At 72.7% G+C, this 19,092-nt stretch carries 22 protein-coding genes; 7 read left to right on the forward strand and 15 right to left on the reverse strand.

Annotated features, from left to right (window positions below; all coding sequences use genetic code 11):
* Positions 1–46: 46 nt before the first annotated feature.
* A complete protein-coding gene (locus ACIA6C_RS10660) occupies positions 47–805 on the reverse strand; it encodes a phosphoglyceromutase (RefSeq protein WP_399274322.1) in 759 nt (252 codons plus the stop codon).
* A gap of 184 nt (positions 806–989) precedes the next feature.
* Between ACIA6C_RS10660 and ACIA6C_RS10665 the strand changes: the two genes are divergently transcribed.
* A complete protein-coding gene (locus ACIA6C_RS10665; protein WP_399274324.1) occupies positions 990–2,273 on the forward strand; it encodes an MDR family MFS transporter in 1,284 nt (427 codons plus the stop codon).
* Between the two features lie 121 nt (positions 2,274–2,394).
* Here the strand turns inward: ACIA6C_RS10665 and ACIA6C_RS10670 are convergent, their stop codons facing one another.
* Together ACIA6C_RS10670 and mshA are read right to left on the reverse strand one after the other, a co-directional pair.
* The gene (locus tag ACIA6C_RS10670; protein WP_329197041.1) at positions 2,395–2,886 is read right to left on the reverse strand and encodes a YbjN domain-containing protein; all 492 of its coding nucleotides are present in this window, start codon (positions 2,884–2,886) and stop codon (positions 2,395–2,397) included.
* Positions 2,879–4,261 carry a D-inositol-3-phosphate glycosyltransferase gene (gene mshA, locus ACIA6C_RS10675; RefSeq protein WP_399274326.1) on the reverse strand — a complete coding sequence of 461 codons (1,383 nt, stop codon included), beginning with the start codon at positions 4,259–4,261 and terminating at the stop codon, positions 2,879–2,881. The genes ACIA6C_RS10670 and mshA overlap by 8 nt, the downstream gene beginning before the upstream one ends.
* A 213-nt stretch (positions 4,262–4,474) precedes the next feature.
* Between mshA and ACIA6C_RS10680 the strand changes: the two genes are divergently transcribed.
* From ACIA6C_RS10680 to ACIA6C_RS10690, 3 genes are all read left to right on the forward strand, one after another.
* Positions 4,475–5,287 (forward strand): class I SAM-dependent methyltransferase, encoded by an 813-nt coding sequence (locus tag ACIA6C_RS10680; RefSeq protein ID WP_399274328.1) that lies wholly within the window; start codon positions 4,475–4,477, stop codon positions 5,285–5,287.
* A 170-nt stretch (positions 5,288–5,457) separates the two neighbouring features.
* Positions 5,458–6,558 (forward strand): NlpC/P60 family protein, encoded by a 1,101-nt coding sequence (locus tag ACIA6C_RS10685; RefSeq protein WP_399274330.1) that lies wholly within the window; start codon positions 5,458–5,460, stop codon positions 6,556–6,558.
* A 220-nt stretch (positions 6,559–6,778) separates the two neighbouring features.
* Positions 6,779–8,062 (forward strand): PP2C family protein-serine/threonine phosphatase, encoded by a 1,284-nt coding sequence (locus ACIA6C_RS10690; RefSeq protein WP_399274332.1) that lies wholly within the window; start codon positions 6,779–6,781, stop codon positions 8,060–8,062.
* A gap of 79 nt (positions 8,063–8,141) precedes the next feature.
* On the opposite strand, the gene ACIA6C_RS10695 is transcribed toward ACIA6C_RS10690, so the two are convergent.
* The 3 genes from ACIA6C_RS10695 to ACIA6C_RS10705 form a co-directional block, all read right to left on the reverse strand.
* The gene (locus tag ACIA6C_RS10695; protein ID WP_361138240.1) at positions 8,142–8,480 is read right to left on the reverse strand and encodes a DUF2516 family protein; all 339 of its coding nucleotides are present in this window, start codon (positions 8,478–8,480) and stop codon (positions 8,142–8,144) included.
* Between the two features lie 146 nt (positions 8,481–8,626).
* The gene (locus ACIA6C_RS10700) at positions 8,627–9,208 is read right to left on the reverse strand and encodes a hypothetical protein (protein ID WP_399274334.1); all 582 of its coding nucleotides are present in this window, start codon (positions 9,206–9,208) and stop codon (positions 8,627–8,629) included.
* Between the two features lie 23 nt (positions 9,209–9,231).
* Entirely contained in the window at positions 9,232–9,624 is a 393-nt protein-coding gene (locus tag ACIA6C_RS10705) for a helix-turn-helix domain-containing protein (RefSeq protein ID WP_399274336.1), read from the reverse strand.
* Between the two features lie 147 nt (positions 9,625–9,771).
* On the opposite strand from ACIA6C_RS10705, the gene ACIA6C_RS10710 reads away from it, so the two are divergent.
* Positions 9,772–10,167: a helix-turn-helix transcriptional regulator gene (locus ACIA6C_RS10710; protein ID WP_366079642.1), complete on the forward strand. Its 396-nt coding sequence runs from the start codon at positions 9,772–9,774 to the stop codon at positions 10,165–10,167.
* A 55-nt stretch (positions 10,168–10,222) separates the two neighbouring features.
* Entirely contained in the window at positions 10,223–10,633 is a 411-nt protein-coding gene (locus ACIA6C_RS10715) for a VOC family protein (RefSeq protein ID WP_399274338.1), read from the forward strand.
* 39 nt (positions 10,634–10,672) lie between these two features.
* On the opposite strand, the gene ACIA6C_RS10720 is transcribed toward ACIA6C_RS10715, so the two are convergent.
* From ACIA6C_RS10720 to ACIA6C_RS10730, 3 genes are all read right to left on the reverse strand, one after another.
* Complete coding sequence (locus ACIA6C_RS10720; RefSeq protein ID WP_399274340.1) at positions 10,673–11,431, reverse strand: putative protein N(5)-glutamine methyltransferase; 759 nt, start codon at positions 11,429–11,431, stop codon at positions 10,673–10,675.
* A gap of 73 nt (positions 11,432–11,504) precedes the next feature.
* Positions 11,505–12,749 carry a GNAT family N-acetyltransferase gene (locus ACIA6C_RS10725; RefSeq protein WP_399274342.1) on the reverse strand — a complete coding sequence of 415 codons (1,245 nt, stop codon included), beginning with the start codon at positions 12,747–12,749 and terminating at the stop codon, positions 11,505–11,507.
* Positions 12,750–12,819: 70 nt separating this feature from the next.
* Positions 12,820–13,359 (reverse strand): hypothetical protein, encoded by a 540-nt coding sequence (locus tag ACIA6C_RS10730; RefSeq protein WP_366079646.1) that lies wholly within the window; start codon positions 13,357–13,359, stop codon positions 12,820–12,822.
* A gap of 182 nt (positions 13,360–13,541) precedes the next feature.
* Here ACIA6C_RS10730 and dtd point away from each other — a divergent pair, with 182 nt between their 5' ends.
* Complete coding sequence (dtd, locus tag ACIA6C_RS10735) at positions 13,542–13,967, forward strand: D-aminoacyl-tRNA deacylase (RefSeq protein ID WP_361138253.1); 426 nt, start codon at positions 13,542–13,544, stop codon at positions 13,965–13,967.
* Between the two features lie 125 nt (positions 13,968–14,092).
* On the opposite strand, the gene ACIA6C_RS10740 is transcribed toward dtd, so the two are convergent.
* The 6 genes from ACIA6C_RS10740 to ACIA6C_RS10765 form a co-directional block, all read right to left on the reverse strand.
* On the reverse strand, positions 14,093–15,061 hold the full coding sequence (locus ACIA6C_RS10740) for a folate-binding protein (RefSeq protein WP_366079647.1): 969 nt from the start codon (positions 15,059–15,061) through the stop codon (positions 14,093–14,095).
* 44 nt (positions 15,062–15,105) lie between these two features.
* Positions 15,106–15,561, reverse strand: a complete 456-nt coding sequence (locus ACIA6C_RS10745) for a transcriptional repressor (protein WP_361138257.1) — start codon at positions 15,559–15,561, stop codon at positions 15,106–15,108.
* Positions 15,562–15,650: 89 nt separating this feature from the next.
* Positions 15,651–16,223: an FABP family protein gene (locus ACIA6C_RS10750; RefSeq protein ID WP_366079648.1), complete on the reverse strand. Its 573-nt coding sequence runs from the start codon at positions 16,221–16,223 to the stop codon at positions 15,651–15,653.
* A gap of 255 nt (positions 16,224–16,478) precedes the next feature.
* Positions 16,479–17,390 carry a hypothetical protein gene (locus tag ACIA6C_RS10755; protein WP_399274345.1) on the reverse strand — a complete coding sequence of 304 codons (912 nt, stop codon included), beginning with the start codon at positions 17,388–17,390 and terminating at the stop codon, positions 16,479–16,481.
* Entirely contained in the window at positions 17,387–18,202 is an 816-nt protein-coding gene (locus ACIA6C_RS10760) for a hypothetical protein (RefSeq protein ID WP_399274347.1), read from the reverse strand. Before ACIA6C_RS10760 ends, ACIA6C_RS10755 begins: the two co-directional genes overlap by 4 nt.
* Complete coding sequence (locus ACIA6C_RS10765; RefSeq protein WP_399274349.1) at positions 18,199–19,014, reverse strand: hypothetical protein; 816 nt, start codon at positions 19,012–19,014, stop codon at positions 18,199–18,201. The genes ACIA6C_RS10760 and ACIA6C_RS10765 overlap by 4 nt, the downstream gene beginning before the upstream one ends.
* Positions 19,015–19,092: the final 78 nt, after the last annotated feature.

Here is a 19,092-nt window from a genome sequence, read left to right on the forward strand (position 1 = left end):
CGCCCGCGGATTCCTCCGCGGCCGGGGGGCCTTTCCGTGCGTGGGGTTACTTCTTGCCCTGGTTCTTGACGGCCTCGATGGCGGCCGCGGCGGCGGTCGGGTCGAGGTAGGTGCCGCCCGGGGTGAGGGGCTTGAAGTCGGCGTCCAGCTCGTAGGAGAGCGGGATGCCGGTCGGGATGTTGAGGTCCGCGATGTCGGCGTCCGAGATGCCGTCCAGGTGCTTGACCAGGGCGCGCAGGGAGTTGCCGTGGGCGGCGACCAGGACGGTGCGGCCGGTCAGCAGGTCCGGGACGATGGCGTCGTACCAGTACGGGAGCATGCGCACGACGACGTCCTTGAGGCACTCCGTGCGCGGGCGCAGCTCCGGCGGGATCGTCGCGTAGCGCGGGTCGTCGGACTGCGAGAACTCCGTGCCGTCCTCAAGGGCCGGCGGCGGGGTGTCGTACGAACGGCGCCACAGCATGAACTGCTCCTCGCCGAACTCGGCGAGCGTCTGCGCCTTGTCCTTGCCCTGGAGCGCACCGTAGTGGCGCTCGTTCAGGCGCCACGAGCGGTGGACCGGGATCCAGTGGCGGTCGGCGGCCTCCAGCGCCAGCTGCGCGGTGCGGATCGCGCGCTTCTGGAGCGAGGTGTGCACGACATCGGGGAGCAGGCCGGCGTCCTTGAGCAGCTCACCGCCGCGGACCGCCTCCTTCTCGCCCTTCTCGTTGAGATTGACGTCCACCCAGCCGGTGAACAGGTTCTTCGCGTTCCACTCGCTCTCGCCGTGGCGGAGGAGGATCAGCTTGTACGGTGCGTCGGCCATGCGTACGAGCCTAATGGACGGCCCCGGGCGCCTGCGCGCGGTGTCCACGGCGGCCGCCCGCGCTTGCGCACCTGACCTGAGCCCCGCCGGATTGACACTCGACGTCAATTGGGTGGCGGCTCGACCGTCAGCGCTCGTAGCGTGCGGATCGCCGAAGAGACACTTACTTCCTGGGGGGATCCGTATGCCGGTGGGCCGTTTGACACGGGGGGCGCGCGCGAGCGTGTCAGGGCTGCCGCGCGCCTTCTGGTGGCTGTGGACGAGCACGCTGGTCAACCGGCTCGGGGCCTTCGTCGCCACCTTCATGACCCTGTACCTGACCATCGACCGGGGCTACTCGGCCTCCTTCGCCGGTCTCGTCCTCGCCCTCCACGGGCTGGGCGGCGTGCTGTCCTCACTGGTCGCGGGGGTGATGACCGACCGGCTGGGGCGGCGGCCGACGCTGCTCGCCGCCCAGCTCTCGACCGCGTTCTCGGTGGCGCTGCTCGGGTTCATGGAGCATCCGGCGGCGATCGCGGCGGTCGCGCTGCTCGTCGGCATGACCTCGAACGCCTCGCGCCCGGCGGTCACGGCGATGATGGCGGACATCGTCCGGCCCGAGGACCGGGTGCGGGCGTTCGCGCTGAACTACTGGGCCATCAACCTCGGCTTCGGTGTCAGCGCGACCGCGGCCGGGCTGGTGGCGGAGTACAGCTACCTGGCCGGGTTCCTCGGCGAGGCGACGCTGACCCTGCTGTGCGCGGTGCTGGTGTTCGTGAAGCTCCCGGAGTCCCGGCCGGTGCGGGACACGGCCGCGGGCGCGGAGGCCGAGCCGGCGGTCGGACTGGGGACGGTGCTGCGCGACGGGCGGTTCATGGGGGTCGTCGGGCTGTCGTTCCTGATCTCGCTGATCTTCACCCAGGGGTCGGTGGGCCTGCCGGTGGCGATGGGCGCGGCCGGGTTCTCGGCCGGGGACTACGGGCTGGTCATCGCGTCGAACGGGCTGCTGATCGTACTGCTCCAGATCCCGGTCACGCGGTTCATCGAGCACCGGGACCCGCAGCGGCTGCTGGTGGTCTCGGCGCTGCTGGCCGGGTACGGGTTCGCGATGACGGCCTTCGCCGGGTCGCTGTGGACGTACGCGCTGACGGTGTGCGTGTGGACGCTGGCGGAGATCGTGAACTCGCCGACGCAGATGGGGCTCGTGGCACGCCTGTCGCCGGTGCACGGGCGGGGGCGCTACCAGGGGATGTACACCCTGTCCTGGGCGGTGGCCTCGCTGCTCGCGCCGCTGATGGCCGGCTACGTGATCGACCGCCTCGGGCCCGGCTGGTTGTGGGGGGCGACCGGGGTGCTGGGGACGGTGGCGGGGCTCGGGTACTGGCTGCTGATGCGGCGGCTGCCGGCGCAGGGGTCGGAGGTGCTCGCCGCGCCGGCGGCCGGCGCCGCTCCCGCCGCCGCGCAGGTCCCGGACGCGGCCGCCGCCTGAACGGGCGGCCCGGGCCCGGGCCCGCGCAGCTCGGGCCGGGCGCGGTCTGCCGCGGCGGCTCAGGCCGGACGCGTCCCCCGGGCCCGCGCAGCTCGGGCCGGGCGCGGTCTGCCGCGGCGGCTCAGGCCGGACGCGTCAGGTGCCGGAAGGCGTCCAGGTTGCGGGTGGATTCGCCGCGCGAGACGCGCCACTCGTACTCGCGCCGGATCGCGCTCGCGAAGCCCAGCTCCAGCAGCGTGTTGAACGCCCCGTCCGCCGCCTCCAGGACCGTGCCGAGCAGCCGGTCCAGGTCGGCGGGGGTGACCACGCTCAGCGGGAGCCGCGCCGTCAGGTAGACGTCGCCGAGGCCGTCGACCGCGTACGCCATCCCGTACAGCTTGAGGTTGCGCTCCAGCAGCCAGCGGTGGACGCCCGCCTCGTTCTCGTCGGGGTGGCGGATGACGAAGGCGTTCACCGACAGGGAGTGCTTGCCGACCCGCAGCGAGCAGGTGGTGCTCAGCTTGCGCGTGCCGGGCAGCTGGACGACGTACGAGCCCGGTGACGGGCTCTCCCAGTCCAGCCCGGCCTCGGACAGGGTGCTCTCGACGATCGCGGCGGTGTCAGCGTCAGCCATGGTGGGAGCGTACGCGACGGCGATGATCATGCATCGCCGCGGTGTACACGTCTGCCGTGCCGCTCGCCGCCGTGTCCCAGCCGAAGAACTGCGCGTGCCGCGCTGCCTCGGCGCCCATCCGGTCGGTGAGCGCGGGTTCGTCCAGGAAGCGGCGCAGCTCCCTCGCGTAGTCCACCGGGTCGTGTCCGGGTACGAGGATCCCCGTCACGCCGTCGTTGACGGCGACCGGCAGCCCACCGACCTCCGCCGCGAGCACCGGGGTGCCGGTCGCCTGCGCCTCGATCGCCACCAGCCCGAAGGATTCGTTGTACGAGGGCATGACCAGCACCGACGCCGCGCGGAACCAGTCGGCGAGGAGGTCCTGCGCGACCGGCGGGTGGAAGTGGACGACATCCGCGATGCCGAGTTTCGCGGCGAGCTTCTGCAACCCCTCGGGCTTGGCGAGGCCGCTGCCGCTGGGGCCGCCGACGACGGGTACGAACAGGCGCGCGCGCAGCGACGGGTCGCGGTCGACCAGCTCTGCGACCGCCCGCAGCAGGATGTCGGGGGCCTTGAGCGGCTGGATGCGGCCCGCGAAGAGGGGGATCACCGCGTCCTGCGGCAGCCCGAGGCGGGCACGGGCGGCGGCCCGGCCGTCGCCGACGGTGAAGCGGTCGAGGTTCACGCCGGGGTGGACGACGGCGACCTTGCCGGGGTCGGCCTCGTAGTGCCGTACGAGTTCGTCGGCCTCCTCGGCGGTGTTGGCGATGAGCCGGTCGGCGGCCTTGACGATCTGGGTCTCGCCGATGACGCGGGCGGCGGGCTCGGGGGTGTCGCCCTCGGCGAGCGCGGCGTTCTTGACCTTGGCCATGGTGTGCATGGCGTGGACGAGCGGCACGCCCCAGCGTTCGGCGGCGAGCCAGCCGACGTGGCCGGAGAGCCAGTAGTGGGAGTGGACGAGGTCGTAGTAGCCGGGGCGGTGGCCGGCCCACGCCTGCATCACGCCATGGGTGAAGGCGCACAGCTGGGCCGGCAGCTCCTCCTTGGCGAGGCCCTCGTACGGGCCCGCGTCGACGTGCCGTACGAGGACCCCCGGGGCCAGCTCGACCCGGGGCGGGAGCCCGCCGGTGGTGGCGCGGGTGAAGATCTCGACCTCGATGTTGATCGCGGCCAGGCGCTTGGCGAGCTCGACGATGTACACGTTCATGCCGCCGGCGTCGCCCGTGCCGGGCTGGTGCAGGGGTGAGGTGTGCACGCTGAGCATGGCGACGCGGCGGGGCTTGCGGGAGTGGCCCACCGCCGGGAGGCGCAGCCGGGGCGGCTCGTGCCGGGTCGAGCGGGCGGCGGCGATGCGACCGCTGATACTGCCGCCGAGGCGGGACACGTACTGGCTCAAGGGAGCAGTTCCTCTCGCTCGGACGGCGCGCTGGGGCTGGCGCAGGGCATGGCTCGCGGAGCGCTGTGTGCGCCCTGCAAGGAGTGCAACCCGGAGGGGCGCTTCCCGCATTCCGGGGTGGACGGATTTCCCTCTCCTTATCTTTCGGAGAACGCCCCGCGGGGGCGCTCGGCTGGTTTTCCGCTCCCCCGCCTGCCCGCATACGCTCGGCGCATGGCTTCCCGCAGCGCCCCACCGCCCCCCAGACGCCCCGTGGGCACGGTCACGCGCGGGACCACGAACCCGAACCGCCTGCGCCGGATGGACCGCTGGATCGCGGCCACGCACGGGGCCGCCCTGCGGCGGGCCGAGGCCCCGGTCGCGGTGGACCTCGGCTACGGCGCCGCGCCCTGGACGGCGGTCGAGCTGCTGGCCCGGCTGCGGGAGGCGGCTCCGCGGGTGCGGGTGGTCGGCATCGAGATCGAGCCGGCCCGGGTGGCGGGGGCGAAGCCGTACGAGCGGGACGGGCTCAGCTTCCGGCACGGCGGCTTCGAGGTCCCGCTGGACGGCGGGGCGGCGCCGATGCTGATCCGCGCGGCGAACGTACTGCGCCAGTACGACGAGGAGCAGGTCGAGGCGGTGTGGCGGCGGCTGTGCGCACGGCTGGCCCCGGACGGGCTGCTCGTCGAGGGGACGTGCGACGAGATCGGGCGTCGGCACGTGTGGGTCGCGCTCGGCCCGGAGGGGGCGCGCACGGTGACTTTCGCGACCCGGCTGGGCTCCCTGGAGCGCCCCTCGGACCTGGCGGAACGGCTGCCGAAGGCGCTGATCCACCGGAACGTGCCGGGTGAGCCGGTGCACGCGTTCCTGCGCGACTTCGACCGGGCGTGGGCGGCGGCCGCCCCGTACGCCTCGTACGGGGCGCGGCAGCGCTGGATCCGGACGGCGCGGGCGCTGGCCGTCGACTGGCCGCTCGCGGACGGGCCGGTGCGGTGGCGGCAGGGGGAACTGACGGTGCGCTGGGAGGCGTTGCGTCCGGCGGGGTGACTTCCGCGCCGGCGACCGTCGCCCATCGGGCGGTAGGGGGGTTATCCACAGAGGGTGTCGGAATTCACCGACTCGTGGCACCATCCCGAAAGCAGCAACAAGTTACTGATGAATAGTCAGATGTGATGTCGGGTGATGTCCGCTCTGACTGCAGGCGCATGGGGGGAACCATGGGGACCGTGAAGCGAGCGCGGCGGCGCGGCGCGTGCGCTCTCACTCTGCTGTGCGCGATGGCGGTACTGGCGTCCGCGCCGGTCCTCGGTCTTCCGACGACCGCGTACGCGGCTCCGGTCACGCCGGGCGCCCCGGGTGCGCCGGTGGCGCCGGAGCCGGGGACCAAGTCCCTGGAGCAGGTCCGCAAGGAGATCGAGGACCTGTACCGCCAGGCCGGGACGGCCACGGACGCGTACAACCAGGCGGAGAGCGAGACGAAGGCGCAGTCCGAACGGGTCGTGGAGCTCGCCAAGCTGATAGCGGCCGGACGGGACCGGATCAGCTCCTTGAAGGACCGCGCGGGCGCCGCCGCCCGGGCCCAGTACCGCTCGGGCGGCCTGCCGCCGGGCGCACGGCTCGCGCTGAGCGGCAGCCCGGGCCAGTACCTGGACGGCGCGGACCGGCTGCGGCAGGGCGAGAAGGCCACCGCCGACCTGCTGGCCGAACTGAACCGCACCCAGAACGACCTCCAGCGGTACGCGAAGGACGCGAGCGAGCTGTGGCAGAAGCTGGAGGCGAACCGGGTCAAGCAGGAGGCCTCGAAGAAGCAGATCGAGGAGAAGATCAAGGCGGCGCAGGAGCTGGAGAGCAAGCTCCAGGCCGAGGAGAAGGCCCGGCTGCTCCAGCTGGAACAGGACGCGCAGCGCCAGGCGCAGACGGCCTGGCTGTCGTCGGGCGTGTTGAAGGAGATCAACGGCACGGCGTCGGAGGCGGGGAAGAAAGCGATCCGGTTCGCCACCGCCCAGGTGGGCAAGCCGTACGTCTGGGGCGCGGTGGGCCCGGACTCTTACGACTGCTCCGGCCTGACCTCGCAGGCCTGGCTGGCGGCGGGACGACCCATCCCGCGGACCTCCCAGGAGCAGCTGCGGCTGTTGCCGAAGGTGGCGGTCAAGGACATGCGCCCGGGCGATCTGATCATCTACTTCGATGACGCGAGCCACGTCGCCATGTACGTCGGCGACGGCGCGATCATCCACGCCCCTCGCCCCGGCCGCAACGTCACCCTCGCGGGCGCGGGCTCCATGCCGATCAAGGCGGTGGTCCGCCCGGACGCGTGACCCGGGCCGGCGGTGGCGCCGCGGGCCGGGCCCGGCCCCGCCTGCGCCCGTCCGCCCGGCCCCGGCGGGGCCGTGTCTCGATGGGCGGGACGGGGCCGGGGCGGCGGTGGTGACGTTCGTCATCCCGCGCCCGGGCTTTCCCAGCGATAACGGCATATGACGCGGGCCGTGGCCCGCGCCGCCGTTCCCCCGCCCGCACCGGCCCGCTAGGGTCGGGCGCATGAGCGCACCCTCGGGGGGAGCGAAGGAACCGGAGACGATGCCCGCACCCGTACCGCGGCAGCGGGACACCCTTGTCACCACCCAGGTCGGCCAGGCGGCCCCGCCGGCCGCCCCCTCCCTGACCCTCCTGGTCATCGAGGACGACCCCGCCGGCGACCTCACCGTCCCGGAGCTACTCCACGCCGACGGCCACCGCATCCGGCTCCGCACCGCCCGCAACCTCACCGAGGCGGCCCGGCTCCTGACCCCCGACGTGCAGTGCGTCCTGCTCGACCTCTCCCTGCCCCACCCCGGCGGCGCCACGGACGACCCGCTCGCCACCCTCCGCGAGGTCCTGCGCATCGCCCCGCGCCACGCCGTACTCGTCCTCACAGCCGAGGCCGACGCGGAGCGCGCCGCCGAGGCCGTCCGCGTAGGAGCCCAGGACTTCCTCTTCCGCGACGAACTCGACGGCCGGCTCCTGAGCCGCGCCATCCGCTACGCCGTGGAACGCAAGCGGGCCGACGTCGCCCAGTACAAGCTCGCAGAATCGAAACTGCGCGCCCAGGAGAACGCCCGCCTCGAACGCGGCCTGCTGCCCAACCCGCTCCTGGAGGGCTCCGACCTCCGCTTCGCGGCCCGCTACCGCCCCGGCCGCAGCCGGGCCCTGCTCGGCGGGGACTTCTACGACACCGTCCGCACCCCCGACGGAACCGTCCACGCCATGATCGGCGACGTCTGCGGCCACGGCCCCGACGAGGCCGCCCTCGGCGTCGAGCTGCGCATCGCCTGGCGCGCCCTGACCCTCGCCGGCCTGTGCGGGGACGACCTGCTGGCCACCCTCCAGCAGGTGCTGGAAGTGGAGCGGCCCTGCGACGAGATCTTCGCGACGCTGTGCACGGTGGACATCTCCCCCGACGGCCGCCACGCCGGCCTGTGCCTGGCCGGGCACCCTGCCCCGCTGATCGTCCGGGCAGGCGGCTCGGCGCGGCTGCTGCCGTACGAGAGCAGCGGCCCGGCACTGGGCCTGCTGCCCAAGGCCCGCTGGCCCCGCCGCCAGGTCGAGCTGGGCGGCGCGTGGAGCCTGATGCTCTACACCGACGGCCTGATCGAGGGGCGCATCGGCGAGGGCCGGGAACGCCTGGGCCAGGACGGCATGGTCGAGATGATCAACCGCCACCTCGACGCCGGCCTGAGCGGTGAGAGCCTGCTGGAGGCCTCCGTCACCGAGGCCCGCCGGCTCAACGGCGGCGAGCTCACCGACGACGTCGCCGTCGTCCTGCTCTCCCGCGCCGAAGGCTGACCCCTCCGCTACCGCCCGAAGGCTGCCCCCTCCGCTACGGCCCGAAGGCTGCCCCCGCCACTACCGCCTGCTCCCTCGGCTACCGCCCGCCGTTGTACGGGCCGTACGGCCCGTCGCTGCTGCTGCCACCACGGCTCCGGCCGCCGCCCGAGACCTGCTTGAGGGCCGGCCGGACGTCGACGAAGAAGACGATGGTGGCGACCAGGCCGGCGATCTGGAGGAACAGCATCCCGAGGAAGAAGTCCACGAGGACCGTGATGCCGAGGATGACCAGCCAGAAGGTCTTGGTCTGCTTGTCCGCGGCCCGGTACGCGTCCTCGCGCGCGATCAGCGCGAGGACGAAGGCGACGACGGCGAGCGCCAGCATGGCGTAGCCGAGCAGGGGGAGCACCCCGTTGTCGAAACCGTTCATCAACATCGCCCGACCGCCTCTTCCCGCTTGCGCCGCCTGATACCGCTGATACCGCCGGCCCCCACGCTACTGGCAGAGCCGCCTCCACCCACGACAACGGACCGGACACCTTCCAGGTGCCCGGTCCGTCATCACCTCACTCGGCCTTGGGATCAGCTCTCGTCGCCGGGCGTGACGGCGGGCTTCTTCGCCGGCGTCTTGCGGGCCGCGGGCTTCTTCGCGCCGGACTTCTCCTCGTCGGCGGAGAAGGACGAGGTCCCGGGCGCGGACGACGTCGCGGGCGCGGACTGGGCCGGGACGTCCGGCTCCACGACGGCGGCGATGTCGACGATGTCCTCGGAGACCTCGCCGCGCCAGGCCCGTACGGCCTGCTCGCCGTGCTCGGCGACCTTGTCGTAGGTCTCCTTCGCCCGTACGGCGTACTCGGCGGCCACGCCGACGCCGCGCAGCGCCAGGTCCTGGGCGGTCTCGCCCAGCTTCTTCGGGTCGATCGCGCCGAAGACCTCGGCGACCTTGGCGGCGACGACCTCCTGCGCCTCCCTGGCCTTCTCCTGCACGATCTTCGCGTCGGTGTTGCGCACGGCCTCGATGCGCGCGGGGGCCTCGGCGCGCAACTGCTCGATCAGCCCGGGCACCTTCTTCGCCTGCTGGACGGCGAGGTCGGCGGTGCCGGCGGCGAAGTAGAGGGGGGTCGGGTCGGTGAGGGTCTTCTTCAGGTCATCGGCGATGGCCATGTGCTGGTCCTCCCGGATCACAGTCAGTTCGTATGGGGCTTCTCGTCGTCGGCACCGGCCGGACCGGCCTCTTGAGCGTTCTCCTTGCGGAACGACTCGTAGATCTGGAGCAGCACCTGCTTCTGCCGCTCGTTTATGGACGGGTCGGCGAGGATGACGGCCCGCGTCTCCACCTCGTCGGAATCCCGCTCGTCCAAGATCCCGGCCTGCACGTACAGCGTCTCCGCGGAGATCCGCAGCGCCTTGGCCAGCTGCTGGAGGATGTCCGCGCTCGGCTTGCGCAGCCCGCGCTCGATCTGGCTCAGGTACGGATTCGACACCCCCGCCGCGTCGGCCAGCTGGCGCAGCGAAAGCTGGGCCTGCCGCCGTTGCTCGCGGAGGTACTCGCCGAGATTTCCGACGTTGAGCGATGCCATGCCCCCATGCTGCCGCACCTTGCTAACTATTGCAAGCACCCGCTTGCAATAGCTCCCACCCCCGGCGGTCGTGGGGCGCCCGCACGGAGGTCCCGTCCGGGATCGCGACCCCGGTGGCCGCGGACGGGCCGGTGGTACGGTCGGGACATGGATCCGCAGGAGCTTGCCAACCTCGCGCATCTGCGCCGGGCGCGGGACCTGATCGACCGGGAGTACGCGCGGCCGCTCGACGTGCCCACCATGGCGCAGCACGCGCTGATGTCCCCGGCGCACTTCTCGCGGCGGTTCCGGGCCGTCTACGGAGAGACCCCCTACAGCTACCTCATGACCCGCCGGATCGAGCGGGCGATGGCGCTGCTGCGCGCCGGCATGAGCGTGACCGACGCGTGCATGACCGTCGGTTGTACCTCCCTCGGCTCGTTCAGCTCGCGGTTCACCGAGATCGTGGGCGAGACCCCCAGCGCGTACCGCGGCCGGGAGCACCCCGCGGTGAGGGCGATGCCCGCCTGCGTGGCCAAGGTGTACACCCGCCCGACCCGCTGAACGCCGAGCAGGATCCGAGAAGCGGACCCCACGGCCGCCGCCTAGCGTTGGCGCCATGAACATCTCACTCCAGTACTGCCACATCACCGTCAACGACGTGGACGAGGCGCTCGGCTTCTACCGCGATGCCCTCGGCCTCGAAGTCCGCAACGACGTCGCCTCGGGCGACCACCGCTGGGTCACCCTCGGCAGCCCGGCGCAGCCCGGCCTGGAGATCGTGATCTCCGAGCCGCACGCGGGCCGCTCCCAGGCCGACGGCAACGCCCTCCAGGAGCTGCTCACCAAGGGCGTCCTGCCGATGGTCGTCTTCCGCACCGACGACCTCGACGCGACGTTCGAGAAGGTACGGGCATCCGGCGCCGAGGTGCTCCAGGAGCCGATCGACCAGCCCTGGGGCCCCCGCGACTGCGCGTTCCGCGACCCCTCCGGCAACCTCGTACGGATCAACCAGGCGCCCGCCGCCTGATACCCCGCCCCACGACGAAACCCGCCCGGGCGCGGCCGCTCAGACGCTGCCGATCAGGACCGTGGCGTAGAGCTCGTCCGAGGTGACCGCGCGCACCGCGAGGCCGCCCGACGTCAGGGCCGACGCCGTCAGCGGGGACTGGCGGGCGCTCGTCTCGATCAGCAGGTGGCCGCCCGGGGCCAGCCATCGGGCGGCCTCCGCCGCGACCCGGCGGTGGATGGCCACGCCGTCCGGCCCGCCGTCCAGCGACACGGGCGGCTCGTGGTCGCGGGCCTCCGCCGGGAGGAAGGCGATCTCCCCGGACGGCACGTACGGGGCGTTGACCACGAGCACGTCCACCCGCCCCCGCAGCGACCCGGGCAGCGCCGCGTACAGGTCGCCCTCGTACACCCGGCCCGCGTACGGAGCGAGGTTGCGCCGCGCGTACACCAGCGCCCCCGCGTCGATGTCCGCCGCGTGCAGCTCGACCCCCGGGACCCGCGAGGCCACCGCCGCCCCCAGCGCGCCCACCCCGCAGCACAGGTCCACGACGACCGCCCCCGGACCGGCCTGCGCCACCGCCTGCTGCGCGAGGAACTCGCTGCGCCTGCGCGGTACGAAGACCCCCTCGCCCACCTCCATGCGCAGCCCGCAGAACTCCGCCCAGCCGACCACCAGTTCCAGTGGTTCGCCGGCCACCCGGCGCGCCAGCAGCTCTGCCAGGTGCTCCTCGTCCCGGGCGGCCGCCGTCAGCAGCTCCGCCTCCTCCTCCGCGAACACGCAGCCGGCCGCGCGCAGGGCTTCCACCAGTGTCGCCACGTACCTCAGTCCTCGTTCCCGTCCCGGACAGTTTCCCGTCACACGCTGTCCCCGTCACACGCTCCGAAGGCCGTCAGAAGACGTCCGGGCACCACGGCCGGCGCGCCGTGCGGAACACCGCGTCCGCCAGGGCCACCGCCCCGGGCCGCTCCTCCGCGACCAGGCCGAGCGCCGCCAGCCGGGCCACCGACTCGTCACCCAGGTACAGCGACCCGAGCGAGCCGGCATCGAGCCGCAGGTCGGCCGGCTCCCGCGTCCGGGCGCACTCCCCGGTGCCCGCGTCCAGCCGGTAGCGCCCGCCGGCCGTACCCGCCGGGTCGCTCACCTCCAGTACGAGGACCCCGGGGACGGCGTACGTCCGCGCACTCAGAGCCCGTTCCACGTCCAGCAGCCGCACCCAGAGGAAGTCGGCCGAGGTCACGAGGCGTGCGGCGCGCGGGTCCGGCAGGTACCGCGGGAGCAGGTCGTCGGGGGCGCGGTAGCCGGTGCGCACCTTCTGCACCCAGTCGATGGAGCACAGGAAGTGCCACAGGGCCCGCTCCGCGGCCGGGGTCAGCGCGAACAGGTCCTTCACCTGGACGGTGTTCTGCGGGACCTTCGCGTCCGTCCAGTGGTCGTCGGCCCCGTAGGCGGCCAGCCCGGCCACCTCGCCGTCCGCGTCGCGGTACACGGCGTAGAACTTCTCCCGGTGGGGCCGGAACGACAGCTCCTCCAGGCCGGTGAACAGGTTCCACCGGTAGGTGCTGCGGTCGACGGCGCCGGGCGTCATCGCGCGCAGCCGCTCGTGCAGCGCCGGGCCCACGCGCCGCACCTCCGCCCCGTCGACGAGGTCGATGCGGCCGCCGTCGACGGGCGCGGGCCGGTGCCGGTCCAGGCCGGTGCGCGGGACGTCGATCTCCCATTCGCAGGTGTGCGACGCCGGCCCGAACCCGTAACGGCCGTAGATCGGGTACTCGGCCGCGACCAGGGTCGCCACGACGTCGCCGCGCTCCCGGGCGGCCGCCAGGTCGGCGGCCATCATCCGGGTCAGCAGGCCCTGGCGGCGGTGCGTGGGCAGCACGGTGACGTTCGTGACCGCGTTGGAGGGCACGGCGGCCCCGCCCGGCACCGTCAGCCGCTGGGCGAACGAGCGGAAGGTCGCCACGCAACGGCCGGTGGTGGAGTCGAAGGCGCCCTGGGTGCGGGCGAGCTCACCGTTCTTGGCCCGCTTGGCCACATCGGAGTCGCTGACCCCGGCCGCGGTCAGGAATCCGGTGTTCACGGTGTGGATCCACTCGCGGATCTCCGCTTCGGCTATCGGCCGGATGTCAGCGCTCATAGCGGCCCACGCTAACCGCCCGCCCGGGCGCGGTCTCCTGGTTTTCCGCGCGGACGCACGGGCTCCCGTACTACGCCAGCAGGTCGTCCACCTGCGCCTCGCCCTCCCGGTAGCGGCGGGTGATCTCCGCGCTGGAGTCGTCCGCCATGCGCTGCAACTGCTGCCTGCGCCGCGAGACCTGCTGCTCGTAGCGGACGAGGCGGGCCATCGCCTCGTGCAGCTCGGCGTCGGTCCGGGCGCCCAGGTCGGAGAGTTCCACGTCCGACAGCATCTCGGCCGCCAGCAGCCGGGACTCCTCGCTCTGCGGGGTGCCGAGCGTGACGTGCCGGGCGGAGGCGCTGCGGCTGGACGGGGCGTCCGCCAGGATCTCCGAGAGCCGGTCCACCACCGGCGCCTCGGGATCGGTACGCCGGGCCAGTTCGGCGCGCAGGATGTCGATGCGGCCGTGCAGGAGTCTGCGTACGTAACTCAGATCGGCCTCGTCGCGCTGGGCGTCGCGGCGCATCGCGCGCAGCTCCCGCAGCCCGAGCGACGTGGCCGGGATGGTCGGTCCCGGTCCGTCGCCGTTGCGCTGGGCGGGCGGGCGGCCCGCCGACGGCGCGGCCGACATGGCTGACGTGGCTGACGCGGGTACAGGTACGGAGGTACCAGAGGTGTTCATCGTTCGTGTCCGTCCCCTCGACCGGTGCTGGGGGCACCGCCTCATTGCATCGTGCCACTGACCGCGGTGCCGACGCAGTCCCACGCCACCCGATCGGCCCCGGACGGGTGCACGCCTGGTACACAGGTGGTATGCGAGCAGTGGTGCAGAGGGTGGACGGCGCGAGCGTCGTGGTGGCCGGCGAGACCGTCGGGGAGATCGTCGGCGAGGGCCTCTGCGTCCTGGTGGGTGTCACCCACGACGACACGCCGGAGAAAGCGGCGGTGCTGGCCCGCAAGCTGTGGTCGGTGCGGATCCTGGAGGCGGAGAAGTCCTGCAGCGACGTGAACGCGCCGCTGCTGGTGATCTCGCAGTTCACGCTCTACGGGGACGCCCGCAAGGGGCGCCGCCCCACCTGGAACGCGGCCGCGCCCGGACCGGTGGCCGAGCCGCTGGTCGACGAGGTGGTGGCGCAGCTGCGCGCGCTCGGCGCGACCGTGGAGACGGGCCGGTTCGGGGCGGACATGCGCGTCTCGCTCACCAACCACGGCCCGTTCACCATCGTCATCGACGTCTGAGCGGTCCGGGACGTCCCCGTCGTATACGGCGTCCGGTCGTATACGGAGCCCCGGCGGGGGCGGCGTCCCGGCGGGGAGGGTGCCCCGGCCGGTACCGCGCCCCCGGCGGGCACGGAGCCCGGCCGTCAGGGCGCGACGACGACCTCCTGCGCGGCGGCCGTCGTGCCGACCAGCAGCGGCGCGTCCACCGGCACGTTCCGCTTGACCAGCGCCAGCGCGATCGGCCCCAGCTCGTGGTGGCGGACGGCGGTGGTCACGAAGCCGAGCTGCCGGCCCTCCTCCCCGTCCGAGGCGAGCCGTACGGGCGTCCCGTGCGCCGGGAGCAGCACCTCCGAGCCGTCCAAGTGCAGGAAGACCAGACGGCGCGGGGGCTTGCCCAGGTTGTGGACGCGGGCCACCGTCTCCTGACCCCGGTAGCACCCCTTCTGGAGGTGCACGGCGGTGCCGATCCACCCCAGCTCGTGCGGGATCGTACGGTGGTCGGTCTCCTGGCCGAGCCTCGGCCGGTGCGCCTCCACGCGCAGCGCCTCGTACGCCAGCAGGCCCGCGGCGGGGCCGTGGGACGCGGCGAAGGCCTCCAGGTCACCGCGCGGGACGAACACGTCGCGGCCGTAGGGGGTCTCGCGCACGGCGAGCTCCTTCGCGACTTCCGCGATGGAGCCGGCGGGCAGGTACACGACCGCGAAGTCGGCGGTGCGGTCCGCCACCTCGACGCGGTAGAAGAACTTCATCGACTCCAGGTAGGCGATCAGCGCCTCCTGCGTGCCGGGCTCGACGTGCGCCCACACCGTCTCGCCGTCGTCCACCAGGTACAGAGCGTGCTCGATGTGCCCGTTCGCGGAGAGGATCAGCGCCTCGGTGGCCTGCCCCGGCGGCAGGTCGGTGACGTGCTGGGTGAGCAGCAGGTGCAGCCAGCTCAGCCGGTCCGGTCCGGTGACGGTGATGACTCCGCGGTGGGAGAGGTCTACGAAGCCCCGGCCGTCCGCGAGGGCGCGCTGTTCGCCGTACAGCTCTCCGTAGTGGGCGGCGACGCCCTCGTCGCGGCCTTCGGCCGGTACGGCGCCGGGGAGATGGAGCAAGGGGCTGCTGGTCATGGCTCCAAGCGTACGGCCCCTCGGGCAGGGCCCCGGGCGGAGCCTCAGGCAGAGCCGGAGCGGTGCTCGGCGGCGCAGCCGGCGCACAGCCCGAAGATCGCGAAGTGCTTCATGTCGGTCTCGAAACCGAAGGTGGTACGGAGCTTCTCGGTGAACTCGGAGGCGACGTCCACATCGGCCTCGATCACCTCGGCGCAGTCGCGGCAGACCAGGTGGATGTGGTGGTGCCGGTCCGCGAGGTGGTAGGTGGGGGCTCCGTGCCCGAGGTGGGCGTGCGAGACCAGACCCAGCTCTTCGAGCAGCTCCAGCGTCCGGTAGACGGTGGAGATGTTGACCCCGGAGGCCGTCTTGCGCACCTGGACGAGGATCTCGTCCGGGGTGGCGTGCTCCAGGACGTCGACCGCCTCCAGCACGAGCTGGCGCTGCGGTGTCAGCCGGTAGCCGCGCCGCCGCAGGTCGGTCTTCCAGTCGGTGCCTTCGGTGCTCTCGGTGCTCACCACCCGGCCAGTGTAAGCGCGCGAAGGGGACCTGCGGGCGGTCCCGCGGTCCCCTTCTCGCCCGTGCTGCGGCCTCGGGCCGGGCCTTCGGCTCAGCGGAAGAACGCGATGCCGTCGTCCGGCATGTCCGGGAGGTTGCGCGCCATCTCGGCGACCTCCTCGGGCGTGACGACCTTCTTGAGCTGGGCCGACATGTACGGGCGCAGCTCGACCTCCGGGGTGGCCTTCTCGCCCACCCACATCAGGTCGCTCTTGACGTAGCCGTAGAGCCGCTTGCCGCCGCTGTAGGGGCCGGAGGCACCCGTGCGCGCGACGGCGTCCGTCACCAGGTCGATCTGCGGCTTCTGGTCGGCGAGCTCGCCGTACCAGACCTCGACGACGCCCTGGTCGCGGACCATGACGATCTCGACCTTGCGGTCCTTGTCGATGCGCCAGTAGCCGGACTCGGACTCCAGCGGCCGCACCTTGTTGCCGTCGGCGTCGAGGACCCAGCTGCGGGAGGTGTACTCCAGGAAGTCCCGGCCGTCGTGGCCGAAGACGACTTCCTGGCCGAAGTTGCACTTCTCCTCGCCGGGGAAGTCGAAGACGCCCGCGCCCTCCCAGGTACCGAGGAGGAAGGCGAGGGGCACGAGGCCCGGGTTCAGGTCGGACGGGATCTGGATCATGGTCTGCTCAGACGATCTGTGTGAGGGGTTCCGGGGCGGTCGGCGCGGCGGACGCTCAGCGCTGACCCTGGTACAGCTTCTTCACGGCCAGGCCGGTGAAGGCGAGGACGCCGACGCAGACCAGGATCAGCAGGGAAGTGAAGACTGCCTCAAGCACGGGGTGCTCCTCGGAGGATTCGGTGCGGTGTACGGGCCGGTCCCCCAGCCTACTGGCCCGGAGACCGGCGCACTCTGTGAGGTAGGCCGTACCCGCCCTCAGCCGAGCAGCTGGCTCTGCAGGACCAGCGCCTGGTGGAAGGGAACGACGGCCGCACCGCCCTTGCGGGACTGGACGATCACGCCCTGGACGTCACCGGCCTGGAGGCAGCCCAGCCGGGTCTGCTCCTCGGCGTACGGCTTGCCCTCCTCGTACGCGCTGACGTTGACGTTGTGCGGGATGACCGTCTCGTCGTCGATTTCGCCCTTGCCCCACTCCGGGTCCGGTATGACGGTCTCGGCTGCGTTCAGGGAGGTGTTGACGGTGCACCCGGTGAAGGTGCCGACGGCCGCGGAGGACGCGAAGCGCAGCAGGTAGACGCGTGAGCGCGTGCCGTCCGGCATCGTCCAGGCGCGGACGAGGATCTGGATCAGGCCCTCGTACTCCAGGACGGGCCGCAGCTTCTCCCGGTCCCGCGGGGTGTACTCCTCCAGGAAGGCGTCGACGGACACGACCCCGGCCTTGTCCGCCTTCACCGTGGGGTCGGGCCGGGAGCCCGCCGGGGCGGGCAGCAGAAGGCTGCGCAGCGGGGCGTAGTGCCGGCCGTCCGTGTTGTCCCGTCCCGCCGGCAGGGGGGCTCCGGCCGAGAGGGTGGGCTTGGCCAGCACCGGGTACTCCCACCGGCCGTCACCGAGGGTGGAGAGCCCCGGTACGTCGGTGCGTTCGAGGCTGGTCAACCCGTACGCGGTCCCCGTGCCGGCGACGGCGAAGGCGAGGACTGCGGCGCCCCAGCGCAGGGCGGCGCGCAGCGTGCGGCGCTCCCTGTGCGGGGGCTGTGCGGCTTCCGCAGGGGCGGGGGCCTCGACGGGGTCCTCAGCCGGGGTTTCCGCCCCCGGAGCGGGGGCCTCCACGGGGTCCCCAGCCGCGCTCTCCCCGGGAGCCGGGGCCCCGGTGGTCTTCTGCTCGCTCACACGGACTCCCCGGGGGACTTCAGGTGGTTCAGCTGCTTTTGGAAGACTTCGACGGCGCCGGCCACGCGCAGCTGGCCGGCCCCGTACATCCGGAAGGTCACGAACACGTCCCCTTCGCCGGCGACGCACTGGATGGTGTCGACCTTCTCGGCCTCCTTGTGCTCCGTGAAGCCCTCACGGCGCAGCCCGCAGGCGGCGCCGGGGAACCCTTCGACCTTCGGGGCCGCCCGGTCGTCGGAGATCACCTTCAGGAACTTCTTGGAGGTCTCGGCGAAGGCGGCCACGGCCTTGGGGTCGGCCTGGGTCAGCTGCACCTCGAAGATGTCCTCCTCCTGGATCCGCTGGTAGCTGCGGCCCGCCACGCCCTTGAGCCTCAGGTCGGCGAGCGCCTTGTCCCGCTCGGTGCGCTGCTCGGCGGACAGGCCCGTCCAGGAGTCCTTCAACGTCTGGAGCGCGCGGTCGCCGGAGACGTAGAAGTCGTTGCCCTCCGCGGGGTCGACGTCCGGTCCGAGACGGAGGTGGAACGAGTCGACCGGCAGCAGCTTGGCCGTCAGCTCGTTCGGGGGCACCTCGGGAACCGGCGGCGCCGAGCGCGAGGGGTGCGGGTTCGGCAGCCAGTAGCGGGTCGGTGCGGTCCGGTCGGCCTCGTCCATCCGGACGGAGGCCCAGAAGCCGCCGCCCGCGAGGACGGCGACGGCCAGCCCGCCCGCGACGAGCGACACGGTCTTGCGGCGGCCCAGGCGCCGGGCGGACGGCGCGGGCGCCACGTCGGCGTCGGGGGCGGCCGGGGCAGCGCCCTGTTCCTCGTTCACAGTCGCTCCCACTGCCGCTTGGCCAGGTCCAGGAGGGCGCCCTCGTCCACCTTGCCGTCGGCGTTCGTGTAGATGATGTCCATCACGATGTCCCCGCGCCGGGCGACGACACGGGCCTGCCCCGACTTGGAGTAGATCCACATGTGCCCGAAGTCCTTCGGGACGCCCGGCAGGTCCTTGCCACCGTTGCCCGCGTGGTCGGCCCATGCCATGTAGTCCATGGAGCGCTGGAAGTTCGCCGCGCCCATGCGGTCCCGGTACTGGCTCAGCCGGATCTCCACGTACGTTCCCCGGCCGTCCTTCCACTGGCTGGAGGCGTTGCGCCGCACCCGGTCCCGCAGGAGACTGCCGATGCCTTCGGACGGCTTGTCGTAGTAGCCGGCCGCGTACTCGTCCGCGCTCTGCGCCCCCGAGAAGGCGACGTCGGCGCCGGAGGGGGCGTCGACGAGCATCTTGTCGATGTCCTCCTCCGCCGTGGTCCAGCGGTTCGCGTCGATCGAGCGCCGGGTGGTCGCGGCGTTCGGGGCGAGAGGAGCGGGGGTGTCGATCGACTGCTGTGCGAGGGGCGGGAGCGGGGTGGGCTCGCGGTCGTACTGGACCACGTAACCCGTGGCCGTGCCGACGACGGCGCCGAGGACGAGGCCGGCGGCGATCAGGAGCGACGTGCTGCCCCGGCGGCGCGGCGGCGTGCCCGCGACCGCGACGGCGGTGTCCGGTGTTCCGGAACTTTTCGGGGGAAATTCGGGAGTGTCCGACTCCGTCGCATTCCCCGCGTCTTCGGACGGCTCGGGAACGCTTTGTTCTGCTTGCAAGGAGGTCCCTCCACGGGGCTGGCGGCGCAGGTACGTTCGCCCGCGCACACCCAAGACCCGCTGTGGGAGGAGGCCGTT

This window comes from Streptomyces sp. NPDC051578 (assembly GCF_044454045.1).
GTDB lineage: Bacteria > Actinomycetota > Actinomycetes > Streptomycetales > Streptomycetaceae > Streptomyces.